At 35.1% G+C, this 21,537-nt stretch carries 17 protein-coding genes; 11 read left to right on the top strand and 6 right to left on the bottom strand.

What is annotated here, in order from left to right; genetic code table 11:
- Window positions 1-51 precede the first annotated feature (51 nt).
- Window positions 52-1,032, top strand: a complete 981-nt coding sequence (locus tag BM361_RS15890; RefSeq protein ID WP_074980087.1) for a helix-turn-helix transcriptional regulator — start codon at window positions 52-54, stop codon at window positions 1,030-1,032.
- On the opposite strand, the gene kdsA is transcribed toward BM361_RS15890, so the two are convergent.
- Window positions 1,027-1,845 (bottom strand): 3-deoxy-8-phosphooctulonate synthase, encoded by an 819-nt coding sequence (gene kdsA, locus BM361_RS15885; protein ID WP_038263072.1) that lies wholly within the window; start codon window positions 1,843-1,845, stop codon window positions 1,027-1,029. The genes BM361_RS15890 and kdsA overlap by 6 nt on opposite strands.
- 130 nt (window positions 1,846-1,975) lie before the next feature.
- Between kdsA and BM361_RS15880 the strand changes: the two genes are divergently transcribed.
- From BM361_RS15880 to BM361_RS15865, 5 genes are all read left to right on the top strand, one after another.
- The gene (locus BM361_RS15880) at window positions 1,976-3,334 is read left to right on the top strand and encodes a pyridoxal-phosphate dependent enzyme (protein WP_074980085.1); all 1,359 of its coding nucleotides are present in this window, start codon (window positions 1,976-1,978) and stop codon (window positions 3,332-3,334) included.
- A 152-nt stretch (window positions 3,335-3,486) separates the two neighbouring features.
- A complete protein-coding gene (locus BM361_RS17190; RefSeq protein WP_255084339.1) occupies window positions 3,487-3,615 on the top strand; it encodes a hypothetical protein in 129 nt (42 codons plus the stop codon).
- 107 nt (window positions 3,616-3,722) lie between these two features.
- Window positions 3,723-4,157, top strand: a complete 435-nt coding sequence (locus BM361_RS15875) for an RrF2 family transcriptional regulator (protein WP_038263066.1) — start codon at window positions 3,723-3,725, stop codon at window positions 4,155-4,157.
- Window positions 4,158-4,171: 14 nt separating this feature from the next.
- The gene (locus BM361_RS15870) at window positions 4,172-4,561 is read left to right on the top strand and encodes a group III truncated hemoglobin (RefSeq protein ID WP_074980083.1); all 390 of its coding nucleotides are present in this window, start codon (window positions 4,172-4,174) and stop codon (window positions 4,559-4,561) included.
- Between the two features lie 23 nt (window positions 4,562-4,584).
- Complete coding sequence (locus BM361_RS15865) at window positions 4,585-5,154, top strand: uracil-DNA glycosylase family protein (RefSeq protein WP_074980082.1); 570 nt, start codon at window positions 4,585-4,587, stop codon at window positions 5,152-5,154.
- 521 nt (window positions 5,155-5,675) lie between these two features.
- Here BM361_RS15865 and BM361_RS15860 read toward each other — a convergent pair.
- From BM361_RS15860 to BM361_RS15845, 4 genes are read right to left on the bottom strand one after another with little or no spacing between them, the layout of a single operon-like run.
- Window positions 5,676-8,054 (bottom strand): GumC family protein, encoded by a 2,379-nt coding sequence (locus BM361_RS15860; protein WP_074980080.1) that lies wholly within the window; start codon window positions 8,052-8,054, stop codon window positions 5,676-5,678.
- 29 nt (window positions 8,055-8,083) lie between these two features.
- Window positions 8,084-8,863, bottom strand: a complete 780-nt coding sequence (locus BM361_RS15855; RefSeq protein WP_074980079.1) for a polysaccharide biosynthesis/export family protein — start codon at window positions 8,861-8,863, stop codon at window positions 8,084-8,086.
- Window positions 8,864-8,900: 37 nt separating this feature from the next.
- Window positions 8,901-10,856 (bottom strand): polysaccharide biosynthesis protein, encoded by a 1,956-nt coding sequence (locus BM361_RS15850; protein WP_074980077.1) that lies wholly within the window; start codon window positions 10,854-10,856, stop codon window positions 8,901-8,903.
- On the bottom strand, window positions 10,853-11,983 hold the full coding sequence (locus BM361_RS15845; RefSeq protein WP_074980076.1) for a DegT/DnrJ/EryC1/StrS family aminotransferase: 1,131 nt from the start codon (window positions 11,981-11,983) through the stop codon (window positions 10,853-10,855). The genes BM361_RS15850 and BM361_RS15845 overlap by 4 nt, the downstream gene beginning before the upstream one ends.
- Window positions 11,984-12,416: 433 nt before the next feature.
- On the opposite strand from BM361_RS15845, the gene asnB reads away from it, so the two are divergent.
- Window positions 12,417-14,219, top strand: a complete 1,803-nt coding sequence (gene asnB / locus BM361_RS15840; protein WP_074980074.1) for an asparagine synthase (glutamine-hydrolyzing) — start codon at window positions 12,417-12,419, stop codon at window positions 14,217-14,219.
- Between the two features lie 55 nt (window positions 14,220-14,274).
- On the opposite strand, the gene BM361_RS15835 is transcribed toward asnB, so the two are convergent.
- A complete protein-coding gene (locus BM361_RS15835) occupies window positions 14,275-16,008 on the bottom strand; it encodes a hypothetical protein (RefSeq protein WP_038263012.1) in 1,734 nt (577 codons plus the stop codon).
- Between the two features lie 687 nt (window positions 16,009-16,695).
- Here BM361_RS15835 and BM361_RS15830 point away from each other — a divergent pair.
- The 4 genes from BM361_RS15830 to BM361_RS15815 are packed head-to-tail and all read left to right on the top strand — an operon-like array spanning window position 16,696 to window position 21,524.
- Entirely contained in the window at window positions 16,696-17,724 is a 1,029-nt protein-coding gene (locus BM361_RS15830; protein ID WP_074980073.1) for an NAD-dependent epimerase, read from the top strand.
- A 2-nt stretch (window positions 17,725-17,726) separates the two neighbouring features.
- A complete protein-coding gene (locus BM361_RS15825; protein ID WP_074980071.1) occupies window positions 17,727-19,013 on the top strand; it encodes a nucleotide sugar dehydrogenase in 1,287 nt (428 codons plus the stop codon).
- Window positions 19,013-19,948, top strand: coding sequence for a glycosyltransferase (locus BM361_RS15820; RefSeq protein ID WP_074980070.1), 936 nt, complete (start codon window positions 19,013-19,015; stop codon window positions 19,946-19,948). Before BM361_RS15825 ends, BM361_RS15820 begins: the two co-directional genes overlap by 1 nt.
- Before the next feature lie 31 nt (window positions 19,949-19,979).
- Window positions 19,980-21,524: a lipopolysaccharide biosynthesis protein gene (locus tag BM361_RS15815; RefSeq protein WP_074980068.1), complete on the top strand. Its 1,545-nt coding sequence runs from the start codon at window positions 19,980-19,982 to the stop codon at window positions 21,522-21,524.
- Window positions 21,525-21,537 lie beyond the last annotated feature (13 nt).

The following is a 21,537-nucleotide window of genomic DNA, read 5'->3' as shown; positions in this document are numbered from 1 at the left end:
ATAAATTTGAAGCAAAAATAATAGAAGTGCATAAGGTCTTAGTGACGATTTATGGAGGAAAAAAGACGTAAAACAAAAAACACCTTGAGTTGTTTGATTCCAATCCACGAAATGATTGGGATAGAAACTGGTTCAAGTGTTTCAGAATGGATCACAAAGAAGCAATATAAAATCTTACCTGAATTAGGTAGAGGTACTATTGAGGTATACTCCTTTGAGGATATTTATATCTCTATAAAAAAACTTAGCTTGGAAAATGACCTTATTCTTAGTATGAACAATGATTATGAAGGGAAACATCTGTCTTTTCTGATCAAAGGAGAGACTATTCTAACCAATAGCAGGAATGGCAATGAATACATTTATGCAGACCAGGACTCCTATTTATTAAATTTTACAAACTTTAAAGGCGACATCAAAGTATCTGGTGGTAAAATTCATCATGAGGTAAATATCAAACTATCGGATGAATTTCTATTAAAACACGACCTCAACAACGACACCTTCTTTAAGCGTATTGGAGATCCTGATGGCCATGTCATCATCCCTATGACCAATGAACTCTATAGCATTATAAGCGATGTTACAAAAAGGGCTTACAAAGGAATATCCTATAAGATCTTCCTTGAGTCTAAGATCCTGGAGCTTATTGCGATCCAGATCGATAATTATAAAACCAGGAAAAACATTGGAGTAAAAGTAAATACCTCCTGTACTATTAAAAAACTATATTCGATTACTCAAATTCTCCGCGAACGAATGAATGAGAACTTATCGATCAAAAGTCTTTGTAAAGAGGTTGGATTGAATGAATATATTCTTAAAAAAGAGTTTAAGCGAGTTTTCGGAACTTCTGTTGGTGCTTATGCTTTAAAAGTGAAAATGCAAAAAGCGAAAGAGCTGTTGGAGGGAACTGAAGTCCCGATTTATGAAATATCAGAAACCATTGGATACAAAAATGCAACACATTTTAGTGCTGCATTTAAAAGATTTCATGGTATCAGTCCCAAAAAACTAAGAGACCGTTTATAACGAATTGATAGTTTTTCTTATGGCTACCAAATTGGTTAATAATCCTTCCAGATAATCAAGGTGAAGCATATTAGCTCCATCACTTTTTGCATTAGCCGGATCAAAATGCGTTTCCATAAATAGTCCATCGACACCAGTTGCTACGCCCGCTCTGGCAATGGTTTCTATCATATCCGGTCGCCCTCCTGTAACACCACTGGTTTGATTGGGTTGTTGTAGCGAATGGGTCACATCCAAAACAACCGGAGCATATTCTTTCATCGTAGGTACCCCTCTGAAATCAACAATCATATCCTGATACCCAAACATCGTTCCTCTATCAGTGATCATAGCCTGCTCATTACCAGAATCAATTACCTTTTTAACGGCATGTTTCATGCTTTCAGGACTCATAAACTGTCCTTTTTTAAGATTCACTGTTTTACCGGTATTGGCCGCTGCCACTACCAAGTCAGTTTGTCTTACCAAAAAGGCTGGTATCTGCAGAATATCAACATATTCAGCAGCCTTTTCTGCATCTGTTACCTCATGAATATCCGTAACTGTTGGTACATTAAAGGTCTCCGATACTTTTCTCAATATTTTTAAGGCCTTTTCATCACCAATACCAGTAAAAGAATCAATACGGCTTCTATTTGCTTTCTTGAAACTTCCTTTAAAGACATAAGGTATATTCAGTTTATCCGTTATTTCTACTACACGTTCAGCAATCCTTAATGCCATGTCTTCACCTTCTATGGCACATGGACCTGCCAAAAGGAAAAAGTTACCAGCATCAGTATGTTTTATTTGTGGAATTTTGTCTAACTTCATTGTAAATATATTTATCAGGCAAAAATAAGCAATTAATACTTATAATCCTTTAAGGTAACACAAGGGAAATACGACCATCCGTATTGCTTTATTTTTATTGGTATATCTTTATCTGAAACACTACAAACTAATGAACTACGCACATAACATTTTAGAAACCATAGGGAATACGCCTTTGGTTAAGTTAAACGAACTCACCAAAGAAATAGAGGCCTTGGTCCTGGCAAAAGTGGAAAGTTTCAACCCAGGTAACTCCGTAAAAGATCGAATGGCCATTAAAATGATTGAGGATGCGGAGACTTCCGGGCTTTTGAAATCGGGAGGCACCATCATTGAAGGAACGTCTGGGAATACGGGTATGGGATTAGCCTTAGGAGCCATTGTTAAAGGATACCGATTGGTTTGCGTTATCAATGATAAACAGTCAAAAGAAAAAATAGATATCCTTAGGGCCGTAGGAGCCGAAGTTGTTGTTTGTCCCACAAACGTTGAGCCTCAAGACCCACGTTCGTATTATTCAGTTTCAAAAAGACTTGCTGAGGAGACCCCGAATTCTTGGTATGTAAACCAATATGACAATCTTGCCAACACAGCTGCCCATTATGAACAGACCGGTCCGGAAATATGGGAACAAACGGATGGTAAAATAACTCATTTTGTAGTGGGTGTTGGAACCGGTGGTACTATATCCGGAGTAGGAAGATTTTTAAAAGAAAAGAATCCTCGTATTAAGGTATGGGGAATAGACACTTATGGTTCGGTTTTCAAAAAATATCATGAAACAGGAGTATTTGATGAAAATGAAATTTACCCTTATATCACTGAAGGTATTGGAGAGGATATTTTACCTAAGAATGTAGATTTTAGTGTAATAGATGGGTTTACAAAGGTTACGGATAAAGATGCCGCTATTTACACGAGAAAATTAGCCAGACAAGAAGGTATTTTTGCCGGTAATTCTGCAGGAGCAGCAGTTAAAGGGCTATTACAACTAAAAGAACACTTTAAAAAGGATGATATTGTAGTGGTGCTTTTCCATGATCATGGAAGCAGGTATGTAGCTAAAATGTTTAATGATGATTGGATGAGAGATCGAGGGTTTCTGGAATCTGATATCAAAACGGCTGCAGACCTCGTTAGCAGGCAAGAAGAAGGGGAACTAATTACAGCAAAAACTGAAGAGCTCGTCATGCATGCTGTAGAACGCATGAAGAAGTATGACATCTCCCAGCTACCAATTGTCGATAGTGAAGGTTTTGTGGGCTCCATAGATGAATCTGATCTTTTTAAAGCCTGGATGGATGATAAAAATGTGGTGGATAAGCCCATAAAAGACTTTATGCAAGCACCTTATCCTGTTGTAAATGAATACACGTCTATTGAAAATATCTCTAAACTTATTAACAAAAAGAACAAGGCGGTGCTTATTAATGCAGGCAATGGAAAATACCGTATTATAACTAAACACGACATTATCAGCGCATTATAGATTTTGAGATATTAACAATCTTTTTTATAGCATTTAATCGGAATTAGCCTATAAAAATTGGTTAATACACTGATTTTTCGTAATTTAGAGATCGACAATCGCCCCAAGTCTGTTTAAAATTAAGATCAAGATTAACTTTAAATAAATATCTTATGGGGCAAATTGTACATCAAAACGCAGTTCTTAATGGTTTTCTTAAAATCATTGTATTCCTTTTATTGGCCGTATTAGGCATGGTGGTTATTACCACAATATTAGGTATTTTAGGAATTGTTCATTAGAGAAAAAGAAGAACATGAATAAAGCCGCTTATTGCGGCTTTTTTTATTTCTTTATTTAAGACAAAAAAATCTTTTTTATTATATATTTGTTATCAAATCGAATCAATATGTTTTCAAAAGCCTGCGAATATGGTATAAGAGCAACCCTATATATAGCTGAGCAATCACTAAATCAACGTCGGGTTAACATTAGAGAAATAGCAAAAGCTATCGATTCACCCGAGGCCTTTACTGCCAAAATAATGCAACAATTAGTAAAAAGCCAGATTGTTCATTCTGTGAAGGGACCTCTTGGCGGATTTGAGATGCTGCGTAGTGGTTCTCATGATATCAAGCTTTACCAGATTGTTAAAGCCATTGATGGCGATAACATATACAAGGGATGCGGTTTGGGATTAAAAGAGTGTAACGAAGAACATCCTTGTCCGGTGCACTTTAAGTTTTTAAATATTCGTGAAGAATTGAGGGAAATGTTAGAAACAACCTCTATTACCGAATTAGCCAAAGACCTTGATAAAGGAATCGCTTTTTTAAAACAGTAAAAGTAATCGGTAAAATGAATAGTGATATTACAAACCTGGATGATATTAAACTACTTGTAGATAGCTTTTATGATGAAATAAAAAAAGACAAGCTACTCTCCCCTATTTTTAATGGCATTATTCAAGATAACTGGAACATACATTTAGAAAAAATGTATCGTTTCTGGGAAACTGTTCTTTTAGATCATCATACGTATCGGGGAAGTCCCTTTATGCCTCATGCAAATCTACCTGTTGAAAAGCAACATTTTGAAACATGGCTGACGATATTTCGAAACACGGTAGACTCTTTTTTTAAAGGAGAAAAAGCCGAGGAAGCAAAATGGAGAGCCGAGAAAATGGCGCAGATGTTTTATTACAAGATTAATTTCCATCGTAAAAATTCATCCACACCACTATTCTAACCAAATTATGGAACACTATATCCATGAAAAAGCTGCTTTCGGAAATACAAGCCTGTACCCATTGTAAAAACCATTTACCCTTTGCTCCAAATCCTATTGTTTCTGCTCACAAACATTCAAAAGTTAGAATTATCGGACAGGCTCCGGGAACATCAGTTCACAAAACCGGCATACCGTGGAACGATCCAAGTGGACGTTTATTGCGATCGTGGTTGGGTGTTGATGAGCAACAATTTTATGACCCTAAAAATTTTGCCTTAATTCCAATGGGGTTTTGTTATCCTGGCAAAGGTAAATCTGGTGATTTACCACCACGTCCTGAATGCGCTCCTTTATGGCATTCACAGCTCAATTCAAAAATGCCCGAAGTACAACTAACCCTTTTGATAGGTCAATACGCTCAAAAGTATTATTTACAAAGGAATGTTAGAAAAACCCTGACAGAAACAGTTAAGAATTATGAACAATATTTACCAAGCTATCTGCCTATTCCCCATCCTTCTCCAAGGAATAGATTTTGGCTTAAAAAGAATCCATGGTTTGAAATTGAAATATTACCCAGGTTACAGGAATTGATCAAAGAAATCCTGTAAATGAATATAATCACCTTCTTTAAATACTTTAATTCCAGTTCTTGAAAATGTTTTTATAGCTCTAATGAAAACAAATTGTATTACTTTATACAAAAATACATGTGCTCATACTTTATCCATGCTTTATCCATGCTTTATCCATACTTGAACTATGCCGTAACTACCCATTAAACCATAGGTAATTTTGACTTAAGACGGGTGAAATTTCAAGTTCAATAAACAATTTGAATCCTATTGTATCAATATATACAAAGCGGCAAAAAAGTGCAAAAACGGACAAATGCTACCGTTTCTTTTGGAGTATTGTGGAAAATTATTTAATCGTCAAAAGCTCTCTTATAATTCTTCCTACCAACGAAAGGGTGTATGTTTAAAAACGCATTTTTAATAACTTAAATTCCGGAAGGTTTGGATTAATTAGCGATTAAACTCACCGCCACATCAAGAAGCAATAACTAAAAGATGGCACCTTGAGAAGCATCCCACCCGATTTATTAAGCTTTTTGAAAACACAATGAATTTTAAATTTTCACCTTTTCAAAACGCTTTTTCTTAACTTTTTTCGCTTTCCTGTTTGTTCCGTAATAACCATATCCATAACGGCCTCCATAGCTAAAGTTAGAAGTATCTACATCATTGACCACCATAACCATTCCATTTAACTTATGATCGTCGAAAAGTTCCCTTGGATAATCGAGCATACGTTTATCGGTATATTCTGCCCTGGTTAAATAGATTGTATGTCCGGCATATTTACTGATTAAAAGCGTATCTGTTACTAACATTGAAGGAGCGGTATCTACTATAATGTAATCATAAATATCTGTTACCGCATCAAATAAATACCCTAAACGATCACTCATCAATAATTCGGCCGGATTTGGTGGAATTTTACCGGAGAGGATAATATCTAAAGGTATATCATTATATATAGGATTAATAATTTCCTCCACTTCAATTTCTGCTTTTTGTAAATACTCTGTCAGCCCGACATTGGTTGGGATCCCATTTAAAAATAAGTTTAACCCCGGATTACGGATATCACCCCCTATTATTAAGGTTTTTTTATTCGAGTATGCCAATGTAAGTGCCAGGTTGTATGCAACAAAAGATTTTCCCTCTCCATTAATCGTTGAGGTTATAAAAACCACATTATTGTTTCTTTTATTTTTTTGCTTTTTCATTACGTGATCCAGATTGGTACGGATCAATCTGAATGATTCTGCTAATATAGATCTGTCATTGATCTTAATAGCTTTTTCCTTTTTATCATCGATCTTGGGTAATTCGCCAAGAACAGGAATATCAGGAAACAGTTTTTGTAAATCTTCTTTATTATAAATTTTATTATTGAACAGATCCTGAGCATAAAGGATTGAAAATGGAATAAACATTCCTATGATAATCGCCGCAAGGTAGACGAATTTCTTTTTGGGCGTAACGGGAGTATTGCTTACCACATAAGCCTTATCAATTATTTTAAGGTTTGGTGATACCGATGCTGTAGCTATTTCAGATTCTTCACGTTTTTCCAGTAAGTACAGATAAAGTGATTCCTTTATCTGCTGCTGCCGCTGTATATCTCTTAGTTCCCTTTCCTGACCGGGTACCGAATAAATTCTTGAGTTAATTCGGGAGGCCCGATCCTGCAGATCGTTATATTTAATTTTTAAGGTATTACTTAAATTGTCTAAACTCTGGCTCATTGATTGTCTTAGCCCTTCCAGTTGCTGGTCAAGATTGACAACTACCGGATTCTTTTCATTAGAGCTTTTAAGCAGGCGTTGACGCTCTAAAACAAGGTTATTGTATTTAGAGGTGATTTCTGTGATCCCCTCATCAGACAATCCCATATTAGCCGGAATTGATTCGAAGGACTTTTGGGTATCCAATGATTCCTTCATAAAGTTAACCATGCTTAATTCTGTTCCGGTCTCCACCATTCTTTGTTCGTTGGCCGAACCTGATTCAAGGTAAATATCTGCATCAGCTGCAATATTGGTTAGCCTGTTTCCTGTTTTAAAACGTTCTGCTACATTATCTACATCAGCCAGATCGGCTGCGATCAGATTAATTCGATCATTCAGGAAATCAGTTGTATTCTTGGACACCAGCGTTTTTTCGTCTACTATATTTTGTTTATAGACCTCTATCAGTGTATTTAAGATGTCATTTCCTTGTTGTCTATTTTCACTATTGATTGCTATATCGACAACATTAGAATTATCTTCAGTTGGTATAGCCATCACTTTTGTTTTCAGACCCTGTGCCACTTGATCAAGTGGTTTTATTTCCATTTTGATAGTCTTCCCGATATAATTAGAAATATAATCGGGTGAAGGAGTAATTATAACCTCACCAAGGGAGGTGGTAAACTTTTCTCCAAAAGAATAGTTCTTAGGAACGGTTTCTTCTTCCAAACCGGAATTCTCGTTAAATGAAAACCTATTGTTTGATATAATTTTAAGATTTGCAGATAATCTCGATTTATAAATGATGGAGTCCGTTGAAAAGAAATTAACACTGATTGGTATATTCGGATAAATTTGAGGCTCTATGATTCTTCCTTTGTTGAAATATTGAATATTAAGGTTTAATCGTCTTGCGGTTTCTATAAAAGCAGACCTGGAGGTTAGCACTTCAATCTCGTCCTGAACTTTTCTTGAATTGCTGGCAAACACTCCTAAATCCTGAAAAATAGCATTTTCAGATGAACTGGATTTATCTTCCAAAATCATTACGGATGCATTGGAAGCATATTCCGGAATGGTATATCTAATATAAAAATAAGCTAAGACGACAACCATCAGAACAGATAATGCAAACCATTTCCAATGCTTACCATATTTTAGGAGATACTCTCTAATATTATTATTGTCCGTCTTTTTATCCACTTTCATTATATGCCCGTTTAAATGCATAATTCCTCCTAATTACTATTGGTTATAATAACGACTGCTGATGTAACTAACATCGATAAAATAGAAACTGCTATAGTAACTCTGTTATCGAGTGAGGCAGAGGTAATTGCGGATTTATTAGGTTCCACATATACCACATCATTCTGCGTTAAAAAATAAACAGGAGAGTTGATTAAGGCTTTTGAAGTTAGATCTACCCTCGTATAGGTTTTAGTTCCATTAAAATCTCTTATGACCAGCACATTATCTCTTTTCCCTTTTATCTTGAGATCGCCAGCTAATCCGAGCGCTTCGAATATGGTAACCCGCTCACTATCTACGGTATAGGTACCTGGTTTATTTACTTCACCTAAAATAGTAACCCGAAAGTTTTTAATACGCATATTAACAATCGGATCCTTTAAATAGTCTTTTTGTAAAATTTCGCGAATTTTTTGCTTGGCTTGTTCTGTGGTGAGTCCAACCAATTCTACTTTACCCAGGACAGGAAAATCTATATTCCCTTCTTTATCGATCAGGTAATCCAACTCTTGAGGATTCCCCGTATTGGTAATTCCTTTAATCAGATTAAAGGGCTTAACTGATTCCGGATCAGAAGCTGAAACATATATACTTAATATATCATCAACTTTCAGTTTAGGTTCAAAAGTATCTGTATTAACTACGGTTTCAAATTTCTTAGCATTTTGCATATAAACAACGTCTTCTCTTGAGGCACATGCTGTAAAAAATAAACTCAACAGTACTGTATAACATACCTTTTTAAAGGTGCTAAATCTTAGATTCATTAGTAATGTTTTTACCTGATTTTCTTCAATTTAAGGATTAATCATTCACCCTTTCAAAGAAATTCGATGTAAGTACTTTTTTTCGATTATCGGTAAGTTTTTCCTGTTTTTTATCGTATTTTTCGAATTGCGAATTGTTTGAAATGTACTCTGGAATCAGTTCTTTCATCTTTAAAACGATGTTATTATTCTGAAAGAAATTGGCAATACATATTTCTTCAATAATTGGTTTGATTCTTCTGTGATCTACAGGTCTTGTTTTGCTTATTTTAATTTTGTCGTGATACGTAGGCAATGTATTTTCCCCATTGGCTAATAATTCTTCATATAACTTTTCACCAGGTCTCAAACCTGTTATATCAATATCTATATCAGTTGGATAATGCAGGCCTGATAAACGTATCATATTAAGAGCCAGATCGTATATTTTAACGGATTCTCCCATATCGAAAATAAAGATCTCTCCTCCTTTTCCCATTGCTCCGGCTTCCAGCACCAATTGAGATGCCTCAGGAATAGTCATAAAATAACGTGTAACCTCTTTGTGCGTAACGGTCAACGGGCCTCCTTTTTCAATTTGCTTTTTAAACAATGGAATTACAGAGCCGTTAGATCCCAGTACATTTCCAAATCTTGTAATGATGAATTTCGTGTTACTTTCGTATTGCATACAGCTGATATACATTTCTGCGGCCCTTTTGGTTGCTCCCATTACGTTGGTAGGGTTAACAGCTTTATCTGTGGAAACGAACACGAATTTTTTCGCTTTGTAATACGATGCCGCATCAGCAATTGTTTTTGTACCTCCCATATTAATTTTAATAGCCTCATAGGGATTTGATTCCATTAAAGGGACATGTTTATAGGCTGCTGCATGAAAGATCATTGTAGGGCGGTATTTATTAAAGATATAATCCATACGAGTCTTATCTCTGATATCCGCTACAATTGGAATTATATTTTCAACTTTCAACTGAACCAACTCCTGTTGCAGATCGTACAAGGCCGATTCTGCCTGATCGATCATGATTAGCTGCTTGTAATTGTAGTTTGCAATTTGTCTTGATAATTCACTTCCTATAGATCCTGCAGCACCGGTAACCAATACTACTTCTCCATCAAGCTCATTCTCTATGACAGGATTTTTTATATCGATAGGATCTCTGTCGAGTAAATCTTCAATTTGTACTTGTTTTATTTGATTTGGATTCAGTTCACCATTGATCCAGTTTTCAAATGGAGGTACCACCTTAACTTCCAGGGAAAGGTCTATTAAGTCATTTACCAATACTCTGAACTCTTTAACCGGTAATTTTTGAATCGATACAATTACTTCAGAGATCTTATTATTCTCAACGAATTCGGGATTTAATTTTCTACGCTCAAAAATTGGAACTCCATTAATAGATTTTCCTGCCTTAGTTTCGTCATCATCAATAAAACCGATAATATTTACCTTTTCACTTGGATTCGATATTAAGGCATTAAAGGTTATAATACCCGCATCACCAGAACCATAGATTACAATATTTTTACCATATTGGGCTCGACATGACAGGTATTTATATGTCATTTTAAAAAGTACTCTACTGGAGCTCATCGCAACGAAACTCAATAAAGAATGTATGATGATGATAGATAATGGAATGGTAAATCCGGCTACCATATCCGTTTCTCTATTCAACAAAACAAAAGAAACCGTGATTGAAAAGTAAATACCTATAGCAACAAACACATTAATGATATCTCTAAAACCGGTATGCCTAATCACACCTTTATGTGATTTAGCTATAAGGAAACTGACCAGAGTAATAAGAAATACGATGGGAAGCTGTTTTAAAAACGAGGTGGTGTCAAAGTTCAGTGTTAAGTTAAATCTAACTAAATAAGCCATCATAAAAGACACAACAACTATGGTTAAATCAATAGCTAAAACCAGCCATTGAGAGGCATATCTTTGTGAATTATAGAGTACGTAATTTTTTAGTTTCATAATATAGATTTAATAACTTGAGTGATGTGGTAAAGATTTTCTTGAGTAAGGTCTGATCCACTTGGCAGGCATAATCCCCTGTTGAATAGATCTTCCGAACAACCATTGTCAAATGACATGTGATCCTTGAAAACGGGTTGCAAGTGCAAAGGTTTCCATAGCGGACGGGAGTCTATATTTTCTTCCTCCAGTGCTAAGCGAATTTTTTCTCTAATCTCATACGAAGGTGTCAATATCGCAGTTAGCCACCTGTTTGAATATACGCCTTCAGGCTCGGGTAGAAATTCTAGTTCATCGATTTCATTTAACTGAGCTTTATAGAAAGCGTGGTTAGCTCTTCTGGCATAAATTCTTTTATCCAGTACTTCCATTTGTCCTCTTCCAATACCAGCTAATACATTGCTTAACCTATAATTGTATCCGATTACGGAATGTTGATAATGAGGAGCATTATCGCGAGCTTGTGTAGCCAGATGCACGGCTCGTTGCTTTTGTTCTGTTGAACGACATATCAGGGCGCCTCCTCCGGAGGTTGTAATTATTTTATTGCCGTTAAAGGACAAAATAGCAAGATCACCCAGAGTCCCACATTGATTATTGTGATACATACTTCCTAATGCCTCAGCACTATCTTCCAAAACGGGAATTTGATACTTTTCAGAAATGGCCTTAATTTCTGCCACCTGGTATGGCATTCCATAGAGATGTACGGCTATGATAGCTTTGGGTTTTATCCCGGCATCTAACCTTGACCTTATCGCCTTTTCTAATAATTCAGGATTAATATTCCATGTTTCCGGTTCACTATCTATAAAAACCGGGGTTGCTCCTACATAAGTAATGGGATTTGCAGATGCCGTAAAAGTAAAGGACTGACAAAGCACTTCGTCGCCTTTAGACACTCCTAATAATTCTAAACCTAAATGTATAGCTGCAGTACCTGAACTCAAGGCAGCAACAAAAACTTCATCATTCAGATGCTGCTCTAAGCATTCTTCAAAAGCAGTTACATTGGGTCCTAACGGAGCTATCCAATTAGTTTTAAATGCTTCGTCTACATATAATTGTTCCCGTCCGCTCATATGAGGCGACGACAACCATATTCTCGATTTGGTAATAACTGTCATAATATCCTTAAATGATTAAAACCATATGCAGACAGTTAAGTATGCAAAACCTGGGCTTGCTATTAATCAATTATTAAGGATATAAAAAGGGTAAGGAAAAATCAGACACACAGGGGTTGGATAATCAAAAGTGTGTTCTGACTTAATTTAATCGAAATAACTAATACCCTCTCTATTCAATCAATTCTCTGCTATTAATCAATTCAATACGTGGTATCGTGACATAAAATTATAAAAAGTTTAGGAAGACGGAATATATGAAGTACTTAAATCGTTGAAGATGGAAAAATGCTCGGTTAATGGCTGTTTTATTTGAGGTATAAAAAGTTCCTCTCTTTACAACCATATTTTTAAGCTTTTGATAGAGAATCACATACAATAATTGTACACTACTAAATATTATTATTTTTTTGTTATAAAGAATACATTATATATGTGTGGTATATATTTTACAAATATTCCTTACCGTCGAGAGGAAGTAAAATCGAAATTGCAATCTATCTCTTTCAGAGGTCCGGATCATATGGAGATCCAACAGATTAACGATTTTACCCTCGGACACTTAAGACTATCCATTTTGGATCTCGATAAAAGGTCTAATCAACCCATGCAATATAAAGGGCTCCATATTGTTTATAATGGAGAGATATACAATTACCTGGCATTAAAAGAAGAACTTACAGAACTAGGCTATACCTTTCATACGGAAAGTGATACTGAAGTACTTTTAATAGGTTATTACCATTGGAAAGAGGGCGTACTTGAAAAGATCAATGGGATGTTTGCTTTTAGCATATATGATCCTGATAATAACAGTTCATTTTCAGCACGTGACCGCTTAGGAGTAAAACCATTCTATTATTATTTAAATGACGAGCATTTTGAGATTTGCAGTCAGATAAAACCATTACTTGAGAATAAAACGATCAATGAAGAAGCAGTTTCCATTTATTTAGACTGCATGTTTATACCTTCTCCTTATACCATTGTAAATGACGTTTACAAACTCCCTCCCGGATGTTTTATGATTATAGATCATAAGACCAATGCGGTACAAATTGATCAGTACTGGGACTTAAAAAAGGTTAAACAACGAAACATTAGTTACAACAAGGCAAAAGAGGAGCTTCATGAGCTCTTAACCGATGCTGTAAAAATTCGATTAAGATCTGATGTGCCAATAGGGTCCTTTTTATCCGGCGGCATCGATTCCGCTTTGGTTTCATCAATAGCGTCTAAAATTTCACCCGATAAAATCAATACTTTTTCCATTGGATTTGATCATCCGGACTATGATGAAAGTGCTTTGGCAGAACAATATGCTGAAATTATAAAATCAAATCACACGACCACGTTCTGTAATTCTTCTGACATATTAGGACTCGTTGAGAAATTAACAGCTGTGTATGACGAGCCTTTTGCTGATAGTTCGGCTTTACCTTCTCTACTACTTAATTCTGTGGCAAAGAAGCATATCACTGTTGCGTTGTCGGGGGATGGAGGTGATGAAAGTTTTTTAGGGTATACCCATTTTGATTCTTTGCACCGTAACCAACCTATTATGCATATCCCTTATTTTATAAGGAAGTTTTTATCCCGACCATTTTTTTTAAACCTGATAAATCAAAATTCGCATAGAGTGCGAAATGCCTTAAACACCAAAACTGAAAACGACTTTATAGAAAATATCTTCTCCAGGAAAGGCTTTTTATTAAAAAAGAAAAGGCAGGATTGGATGAGGCATTTTCAAGACTATAAACACTGGTCTAAACACATCATTCAAAGAGCAGCCGATTTGAATATAAAGTTATGGTTAGAAAATGATAGTAATGTGAAGGTAGACCGTGCCAGTATGGCCTACTCTGTAGAAGTTAGGAGTCCGTTTCTGGATTACCGGGTCATAGAATATGCCAGAACACTTCCGGTTAATTTCCGGTACCAAAAAGGTAATCAAAAGCGTATTTTAAAAGACATACTCGAGGAATACATTCCCAGAGAACTATTTAACAAACCTAAAAAGGGTTTTTCAGTACCTATTGCCTATTGGATTCGAAATGAATTGAAATCTGAATTCAAACAGGCACTGAACGATGAATTTTTAAAAAAAGTTCCCAATTTAAATATTGAAAAGTTTAAACGAATATTTCAAGAACACCTTGATGGTCAATCAGATCATTCACCGAATATATGGAAACTCTATGTTTTGAGTAAATGGTATGAAAAATACGGTTATTAAAAAAAGCCCCGTTGTTAATACAACGGGGCTTTTTAGTATGAATTCTCTATAATTATTATAGATCCACTAAGTTTAAGAACTCTTCAAGGTCAGTATATCCGTCTCCATCAAGATCTCCTTTACCATCTCTTGATAAATCTCCGAATTTAGCAACTTCCCAGGCATCTGCCATACCATCGTTATCAGAGTCATAATCTGAAGGTCTGCTGCTCACCGGCGTTGAGCTTACACTTCCAATAAAGTTAGCATATCGTTGCTCACCAAACCAGCTTCTAACATCGCTATACATTTTATAATCTTCATAAGCACCTTCACCAGCGGCCATTACTTTTAAATAATCTGAGTCATTTACATCAGTGTGATAGGTAACCGTACCATTAGCATTTAATGACGCATTGGCACCAACATTAGTAATAACATCTCTATAAGCCTCTTCTGCTGATTTAACTGGTAGCGGAGCTCCAATTAATGGATACTGCGTATCTACGAATTCAGAAGCAGGAGCATATTTAGTCTGCTGACCAGATTCAAACTCTACCCAAAGCGCTTTATTATCTGCATTTGGATCGGTAAACATACCTTTATCAGCGATATTACCAGCAGTATATATTTGAGCATTTCTAGATGAATTAACCGCATTCAACTGAATTTGAGATCCACCTCCAAAGTTAGTTCTCTTACCCATTGCATAGTAATTGTTCATGTGGTTTAACTTAACATCACCATCGGCAAATGTTAATCTGTACTGCCAGTTTTGAACAACGTTATTGATAACATCTACTCTACCGTCACTTGCTACGTTTGGAGTTCTGTGTGAAATATTCCAGAAAAGGTTATTTAAGAAACTGTTATCGTAGCTATAGTGTTCAGAATCTGTATCTCCGAACAATGATCCAGTTTTACCTTCAGCGATCAAACTTCTTTGGATAGTAATATTCTTAGTCTCATTACCTCTGATACTAAAACATTCATCACCACCGTAACTTACTGACATGTGGTCGAATATAATATTGCTTCCAACACCTGAACTTGAATATAGTTCGAAGGCATCAGCACCAGATTCAAATGGTCTCACTCTAATATATCTGATGATAATATTATTACATTTTTGCATCTTAAACCTTGACTGGTTTGAAGAGGTAATAGTAATTCCTCCTTCAGGAGCTGTTTGTCCTGCAATGGTAAGGTCATTCCCCGAAATAGTCAACAATGAAGTTAAGTTAATTGTTCCCGCAACATCAAAAACAATTGTAGCCGGTCTGGCTTGAGCAAGTGCCCATCGTAAACTTCCCGTTCCACTATCATTCAGATTGGTAACGTGATATACGTTTCCACCTCTACCACCTGTAACGTAAGCACCTCCACCATATGCTGTAGGGAAAGCTTTCAATTCGCCACCTACATCACCTGGATTTGTTTCAGGGGTTGTTTCATCCGGATTGGTTTCTTCTGGAGTAGTTTCTGTTATTGCAGTTTCATCATCCCATTCTGTATCTGGAATAACTTCAACGTTATCAGCTTCTAAATCTTCTGTAACATCTTCGATTGGGTCTGGAGCAACTTCTTCAGTAGTTTGAAATTTCTTACCATTTCTAAATACCTTCTTCTCTCCGTTTCCTGTGTAAATGATAGCTCCTTTATCGTTACCTTTTTCATAATAAACGGTAACCACAGTAATATCATCTTCCACTGCAGTATCTAGTTTTAACTCATCTTTATTACATGAGTAAATAAGGGATACAAACAAAAATAAAAACATCATTCTCCTTAGGGCATTGATTTTGTCCATAGTCTCGTAAGAATTTGGGGTTAATAAAATTAGTATTTAATTGATTCATAAGCAATTCTGAGCCGGCAAATATATATATTCTTTTTAATTACAAATCGATTAAGTGTTAATATTAATCGTTGAAATGCACGTTTTGATTTGCTTACTCTTAAGTACGTCGAAAATTGAAAAATAGTCTACGGAAGATCAAAAAAAAATGAACAACCCACAAAGTGTAACTTACTGAAAAACAGCAAACAGCCTCTGTTTACAAGGGGTTTGAAAGGTTTGATTATGATGAAAAAAAAATAATTTTAACATATATTTTTTTTGGGTAAATTTTCTTTAACAAATAATGGCCTACGAAACCGGAGGAAGTGCATTATTTTAATTGAAGATATCCGACGTTTTTATACTAATTATTATTAAAAAAGCGATGTATTTATCACTTGAAAAATTTTCAACTTTAACAATTTTTAACTGTTGAGGTGCATTCATCGAGCGAAAAAATTGCAAAAAATCAGATCGATCGTTCATATCATCTAGTTGAATTTCAACGGTTATATTGATTCTTTGATATAAGTTTTTTTACTTATGTATATAAAATTCATAACATTTGTTAGTGAATCGAATCAAACATTCGTACTATTTTTCAAGAATTTACTGATACTTTTGTTATAAAGTGTATTCTTAAAACCAAATAAAAACATGAAAATACTTGTTACCGGTGCAGCCGGATTTATAGGCTTTCATACTTCAAAATCATTATTAGCCAAAGGTCACGAAGTTATAGGTCTGGACAATATCAATGATTATTACGATCCAAATCTGAAATTTAATCGATTAAAAACACTGGGGATTTCTAAAGAACAAGCAGAACCATATAATCATATCTCAGAAAGTACAGTATATGGGAAGCAATTTAAGTTTATTAGGTTAAACCTGGAGGATCGTGAAAACTTGCCTGATCTCTTTAAAGACGAAAAGTTTGATGTGGTCTGCAATTTAGCTGCTCAGGCCGGTGTTCGCTATAGTCTGGAAAATCCTGAGACCTATATTGACAGTAATATTGTAGGTTTTCTGAATATTCTGGAATGCTCAAGACATTACAACGTTAAGCATTTGGTATATGCGAGCAGTTCAAGCGTTTACGGATTAAATGAAGAAATTCCTTTTTCTACTTCTGATAATGTAGATCGACCGATCAGTCTTTACGCGGCTAGTAAAAAAAGTAATGAACTTATGGCACATACGTACAGTCATTTATTCAACTTACCCACGACAGGATTACGCTTTTTTACCGTTTATGGTCCGTGGGGAAGACCAGACATGGCTTTATTCCTCTTTACAGAAGCGATAAGTAAAAATGAGCCTATTAATGTCTTTAATTATGGGAAGATGGAGCGTGACTTTACTTATGTAGACGATATTGTTGAAGGTGTGGTTCGTATTTGTCTGGGGGAAACCGATAACAGGAAAGAGAAAAATTCACTTTATAAAGTATACAATATTGGAAACAATAACTCTGTAAAACTTTTGGACTTCATACATGAAATCGAAGAAAATTTAGGTAAAAAGGCCGAAATGAATTTAATGCCTATTCAACCCGGTGATGTAGCGCGGACGTGGGCCAATGTCGATGATTTGATTAAGGATTATAATTATTCACCCAATACTCCAGTGAAAAAGGGAATTGAAGCTTTTATTAACTGGTACAAAGATTATTATAACGTATAAAAATGGTAAACTCTAAAGACTTTCGCATTGGTATTATTGGCTTAGGCTATGTAGGACTACCGTTGGCAAGATTATTTGCCACTCAGTATAGTGTAACCGGATTTGATATCAATCAGAAAAGGGTCGACCAGCTTAATGCTGGAGATGATGTTACGCTGGAGGTTGAGGAAGACCTGTTAAATGCTGTATTAAAAACCGATAATAATGCTGATTCAGGATTATTTTGTTCAACCGATTTAGAAGATTTAAAAGCCTGTAACTTTTATATTATTACCGTTCCTACTCCTGTAGATAAAAATCACAGACCAGATCTAACTCCGCTTTTTAAAGCGAGTGAAACCGTGGGGAAAGTTCTTGATAAAGGTGACATTATTATATATGAATCTACAGTTTATCCCGGTGCAACAGAAGAAGATTGTATTCCTATTGTAGAGAAAATAAGTGGTTTAAAATTTAATGAGGACTTTTATGCCGGTTACTCTCCGGAGCGTATCAATCCGGGAGATAAAGAACATACCGTTGAAAAAATTTTGAAAGTAACCTCCGGATCAACTCCGGAAGTAGCTAAAAAAATAGATGGGGTCTATGCCTCAGTTATTACTGCTGGTACTCATCTCGCTCCTTCTATTAAAGTTGCTGAGGCTGCTAAGGTTATTGAGAATTCGCAACGTGATATCAACATTGCCTTTGTTAACGAACTTGCAAAAATTTTCAATCTTTTGAATATTGACACTCATGACGTGCTGGAAGCTGCCGGTACTAAATGGAACTTTTTACCATTTAAACCCGGACTTGTTGGTGGGCATTGTATCGGTGTAGATCCTTATTACCTGGCGCAAAAAGCACAGGAGTCAGGATATCACCCTGAGATCATTTTAGCAGGAAGAAGGATCAATGACAGTATGGGACAGTACGTTGCGGGTGAAATGATAAAGCTTCTAATACAAAACGACATTAAGGTAAAGAACAGTAAAATACTTGTACTTGGCATTACTTTTAAAGAAAATTGTCCGGACGTTAGAAATACCCGGGTTGTTGATGTGGTTGAAGAACTTCAGGGCTTTAGTGCCGGTGTCACCATTGTAGATCCTTGGGTTAAACCTGAAGAGGTTAAAGCAGAATATGGATTAGACGTATTAAATGAAATTCCTGATGAACAATATGATGGTATCTTATTAGCCGTTGCTCATGAACAATTCAAAAATATAAATCTTGAACCTTTACTGAAGCCATCAGGCATTATTTACGATGTAAAAAAGACCTTAAAAAATTATAACAAAAGACTTTAATGAATCCTTTAGTTAGTATTATAATACCTGTCTATAATGCTGAATTATATCTTGAAAGATGCCTTAATTCTGTCATCAATCAAACGTATGAAAATTTAGAAATACTTCTGATAAATGATGGATCTACAGATAACAGTAAAAACATTTGTACTTCCTTTAAAAAAAAAGATAACAGAATTAGGCTTATCAATCAAGTCAACGGAGGTTCGAGTATTGCCAGAAACACTGGACTAGACCAAGCACAAGGGGAAATCATATCATTCATTGACAGTGACGATCATATTGATCTAAAAATGATTACCATAATGGTCGATCTTTTATTGACTCATGATTTAGAGGTAGTAGAGGCTGAACCGGATAACCCCACGAAAAAGAAATCCTTTGATGGTAGCTTTAGGATAGAAGATCAAATTACAGCGACCAAAAGAATACTTAAAAACACAAGCTTTTCGGTTTGGAGAAGAATTTATAAAAAATCACTCATTGGAGAAATGAGGTTTATTCCTAAATTAATCCATCAAGATGTATTTTTCACCATTGATCTTCTTAAGAAAATATCGAAAATCGGATATTTAAATACTCCTTTGTACATATATAACACGGGGAATATCGGTAGTATTATCAGAAGTAAATATTCAGTCAAAAAAATTACTACCGGAATAAAGGCGACTGAATATATAAAGGATCATGTTCCTAACAAAGATGCTTTAGATGAGGTGGTAAAAAACTATATTGTTTATTACTATACAGATCATTTTTATCTATTAAGCAAAAATAAACATGTTGATCCCGGAGGTTATTACAGAAAAAAATTGAAGCGTGAAATTTCAAAGGCTGCCAGTAATAATAATTTGAGTTTTCGTTCGCTCGTTGTTATGACGCTTCCGATTAAGGTATCTGAAAAGATATATGCCCTATATAGAAACTTGAAATAACGGTGGTTATTAATAAAGTTAATTCTCTAATATGTCTAGACTTGCTTTATCCATAAAAAATGCCTGGATTGCCTTAGTTTTTCAACTAATCTATGTCTTCGTGCAGTTTTATGCAAGGGATATTTTTTTAGATCATTTGGGAGATGAATTTATGGGAATCGAGAGTACCCTTAAGAGCATGCTTCAATTTCTCAATTTATCGGAACTTGGTATTGGTACAGCTGTTGGGTTTACACTATACAAGCCAATTTTCAACAACAATAGAGATAAAATCAACGAAATAATAGGCTATTTGGGTTTTCTATATAAAAGAATTGGTCTATTTGTGTTGCTTGCAGGATTGATACTGATTTTATTTTTCCCATTATTTTTTAAGGGAACAGATACTTCTCTGGGATACATTATTTTTCTTTTTATTTCATTATTGATAAGTAACCTGCTTAACTACTTCTTTACCTATCAAATGTTTCTTTTAGAGGCAGATCAGAAAAACTATGTTCGACTCATCATTAATCAATCTGTCTTCGTTGGGAGATTGATTGTTCAATGCTTTGTTCTTCTTTATCTTAAAGACATCTTTTTATGGATCTTACTGGAGTTAGTAGCTCCTTTCTTCTATGTTGTATTATTGCGAAGGAAAATCCGTAAAACCTATCCTTGGTTAAATTTCAATTATAGAACTACTCAAGAGATTCGACAAAAGCATCGAATGCTTCTTACCAAAATCAAACAAATAAGTTTTCATAAAATAGGGTCATTTGTTTCTAATGGAACTGACAACATATTAATATTTGCATTTATAAATCCTGCCACGGTAGCTTATGTAGTTAATTACCAGTTAGTACTAAATAACATCAATGTATTAGTGAGTAAATTTTTTGCAGGTTCAAATGCTAGTGTAGGTAATTTAGTTGCAGAAAATGACCTCAAAAATATCACCAAGGTATTTTGGGAGATGATGGCCTTACGCTTTTTTCTTGCCGGCACTTCCGCTATTATGTTTTACATAGGTTTCGAAGATCTAATCGTGTTGTGGCTGGGAGAAAAATATTTATTGTCTCCTGGAATTCTTATTGCCCTTATATGCATATTTTTTATTTTACAAATCAGACAGCCCGTCGATAGCTTTAAACAAGCTTATGGGTTGTACGCCGATATATGGTCTCCTTTAGCTCAAAGTATTATTAACTTGGCATTTTCCATACTATTAATACTAAAATATGGGGTTATTGGCGTATTCATTGGAACCATAATCAGTCAGGTTTGTATCGTACTCATTTGGAGACCTTACTACCTATTTGATAAAGGGTTTAAGTTACCTTCAAGCATCTATTGGAAAGGATTCATTTTTCATGTTCTTTACTTTTTGATCATTGGTTTACTTTATATGAACACTATTGATCCTTTGTTGGAGATTAGTTTTAAATCAAAATTTTTAAATTTAGTAGTCAAAGTTATTAGTTCAGGAATATTGTTTGGTACCATTTATTTTATTGTACTTCAAATTTTCAGTAAGGGTTTTAAAGATCTCACAAAAAGATTTTATCAGATTATAAAAAACAAAATATACAAATGATGATGGAGGAGAG

Origin of the sequence: Zhouia amylolytica (assembly GCF_900116365.1) — a bacterium.
Lineage (GTDB): Bacteria > Bacteroidota > Bacteroidia > Flavobacteriales > Flavobacteriaceae > Zhouia > Zhouia amylolytica.
Note: the sequence above shows the minus strand (reverse complement) of the source record. Positions and strands in the feature narration are given on the sequence as shown.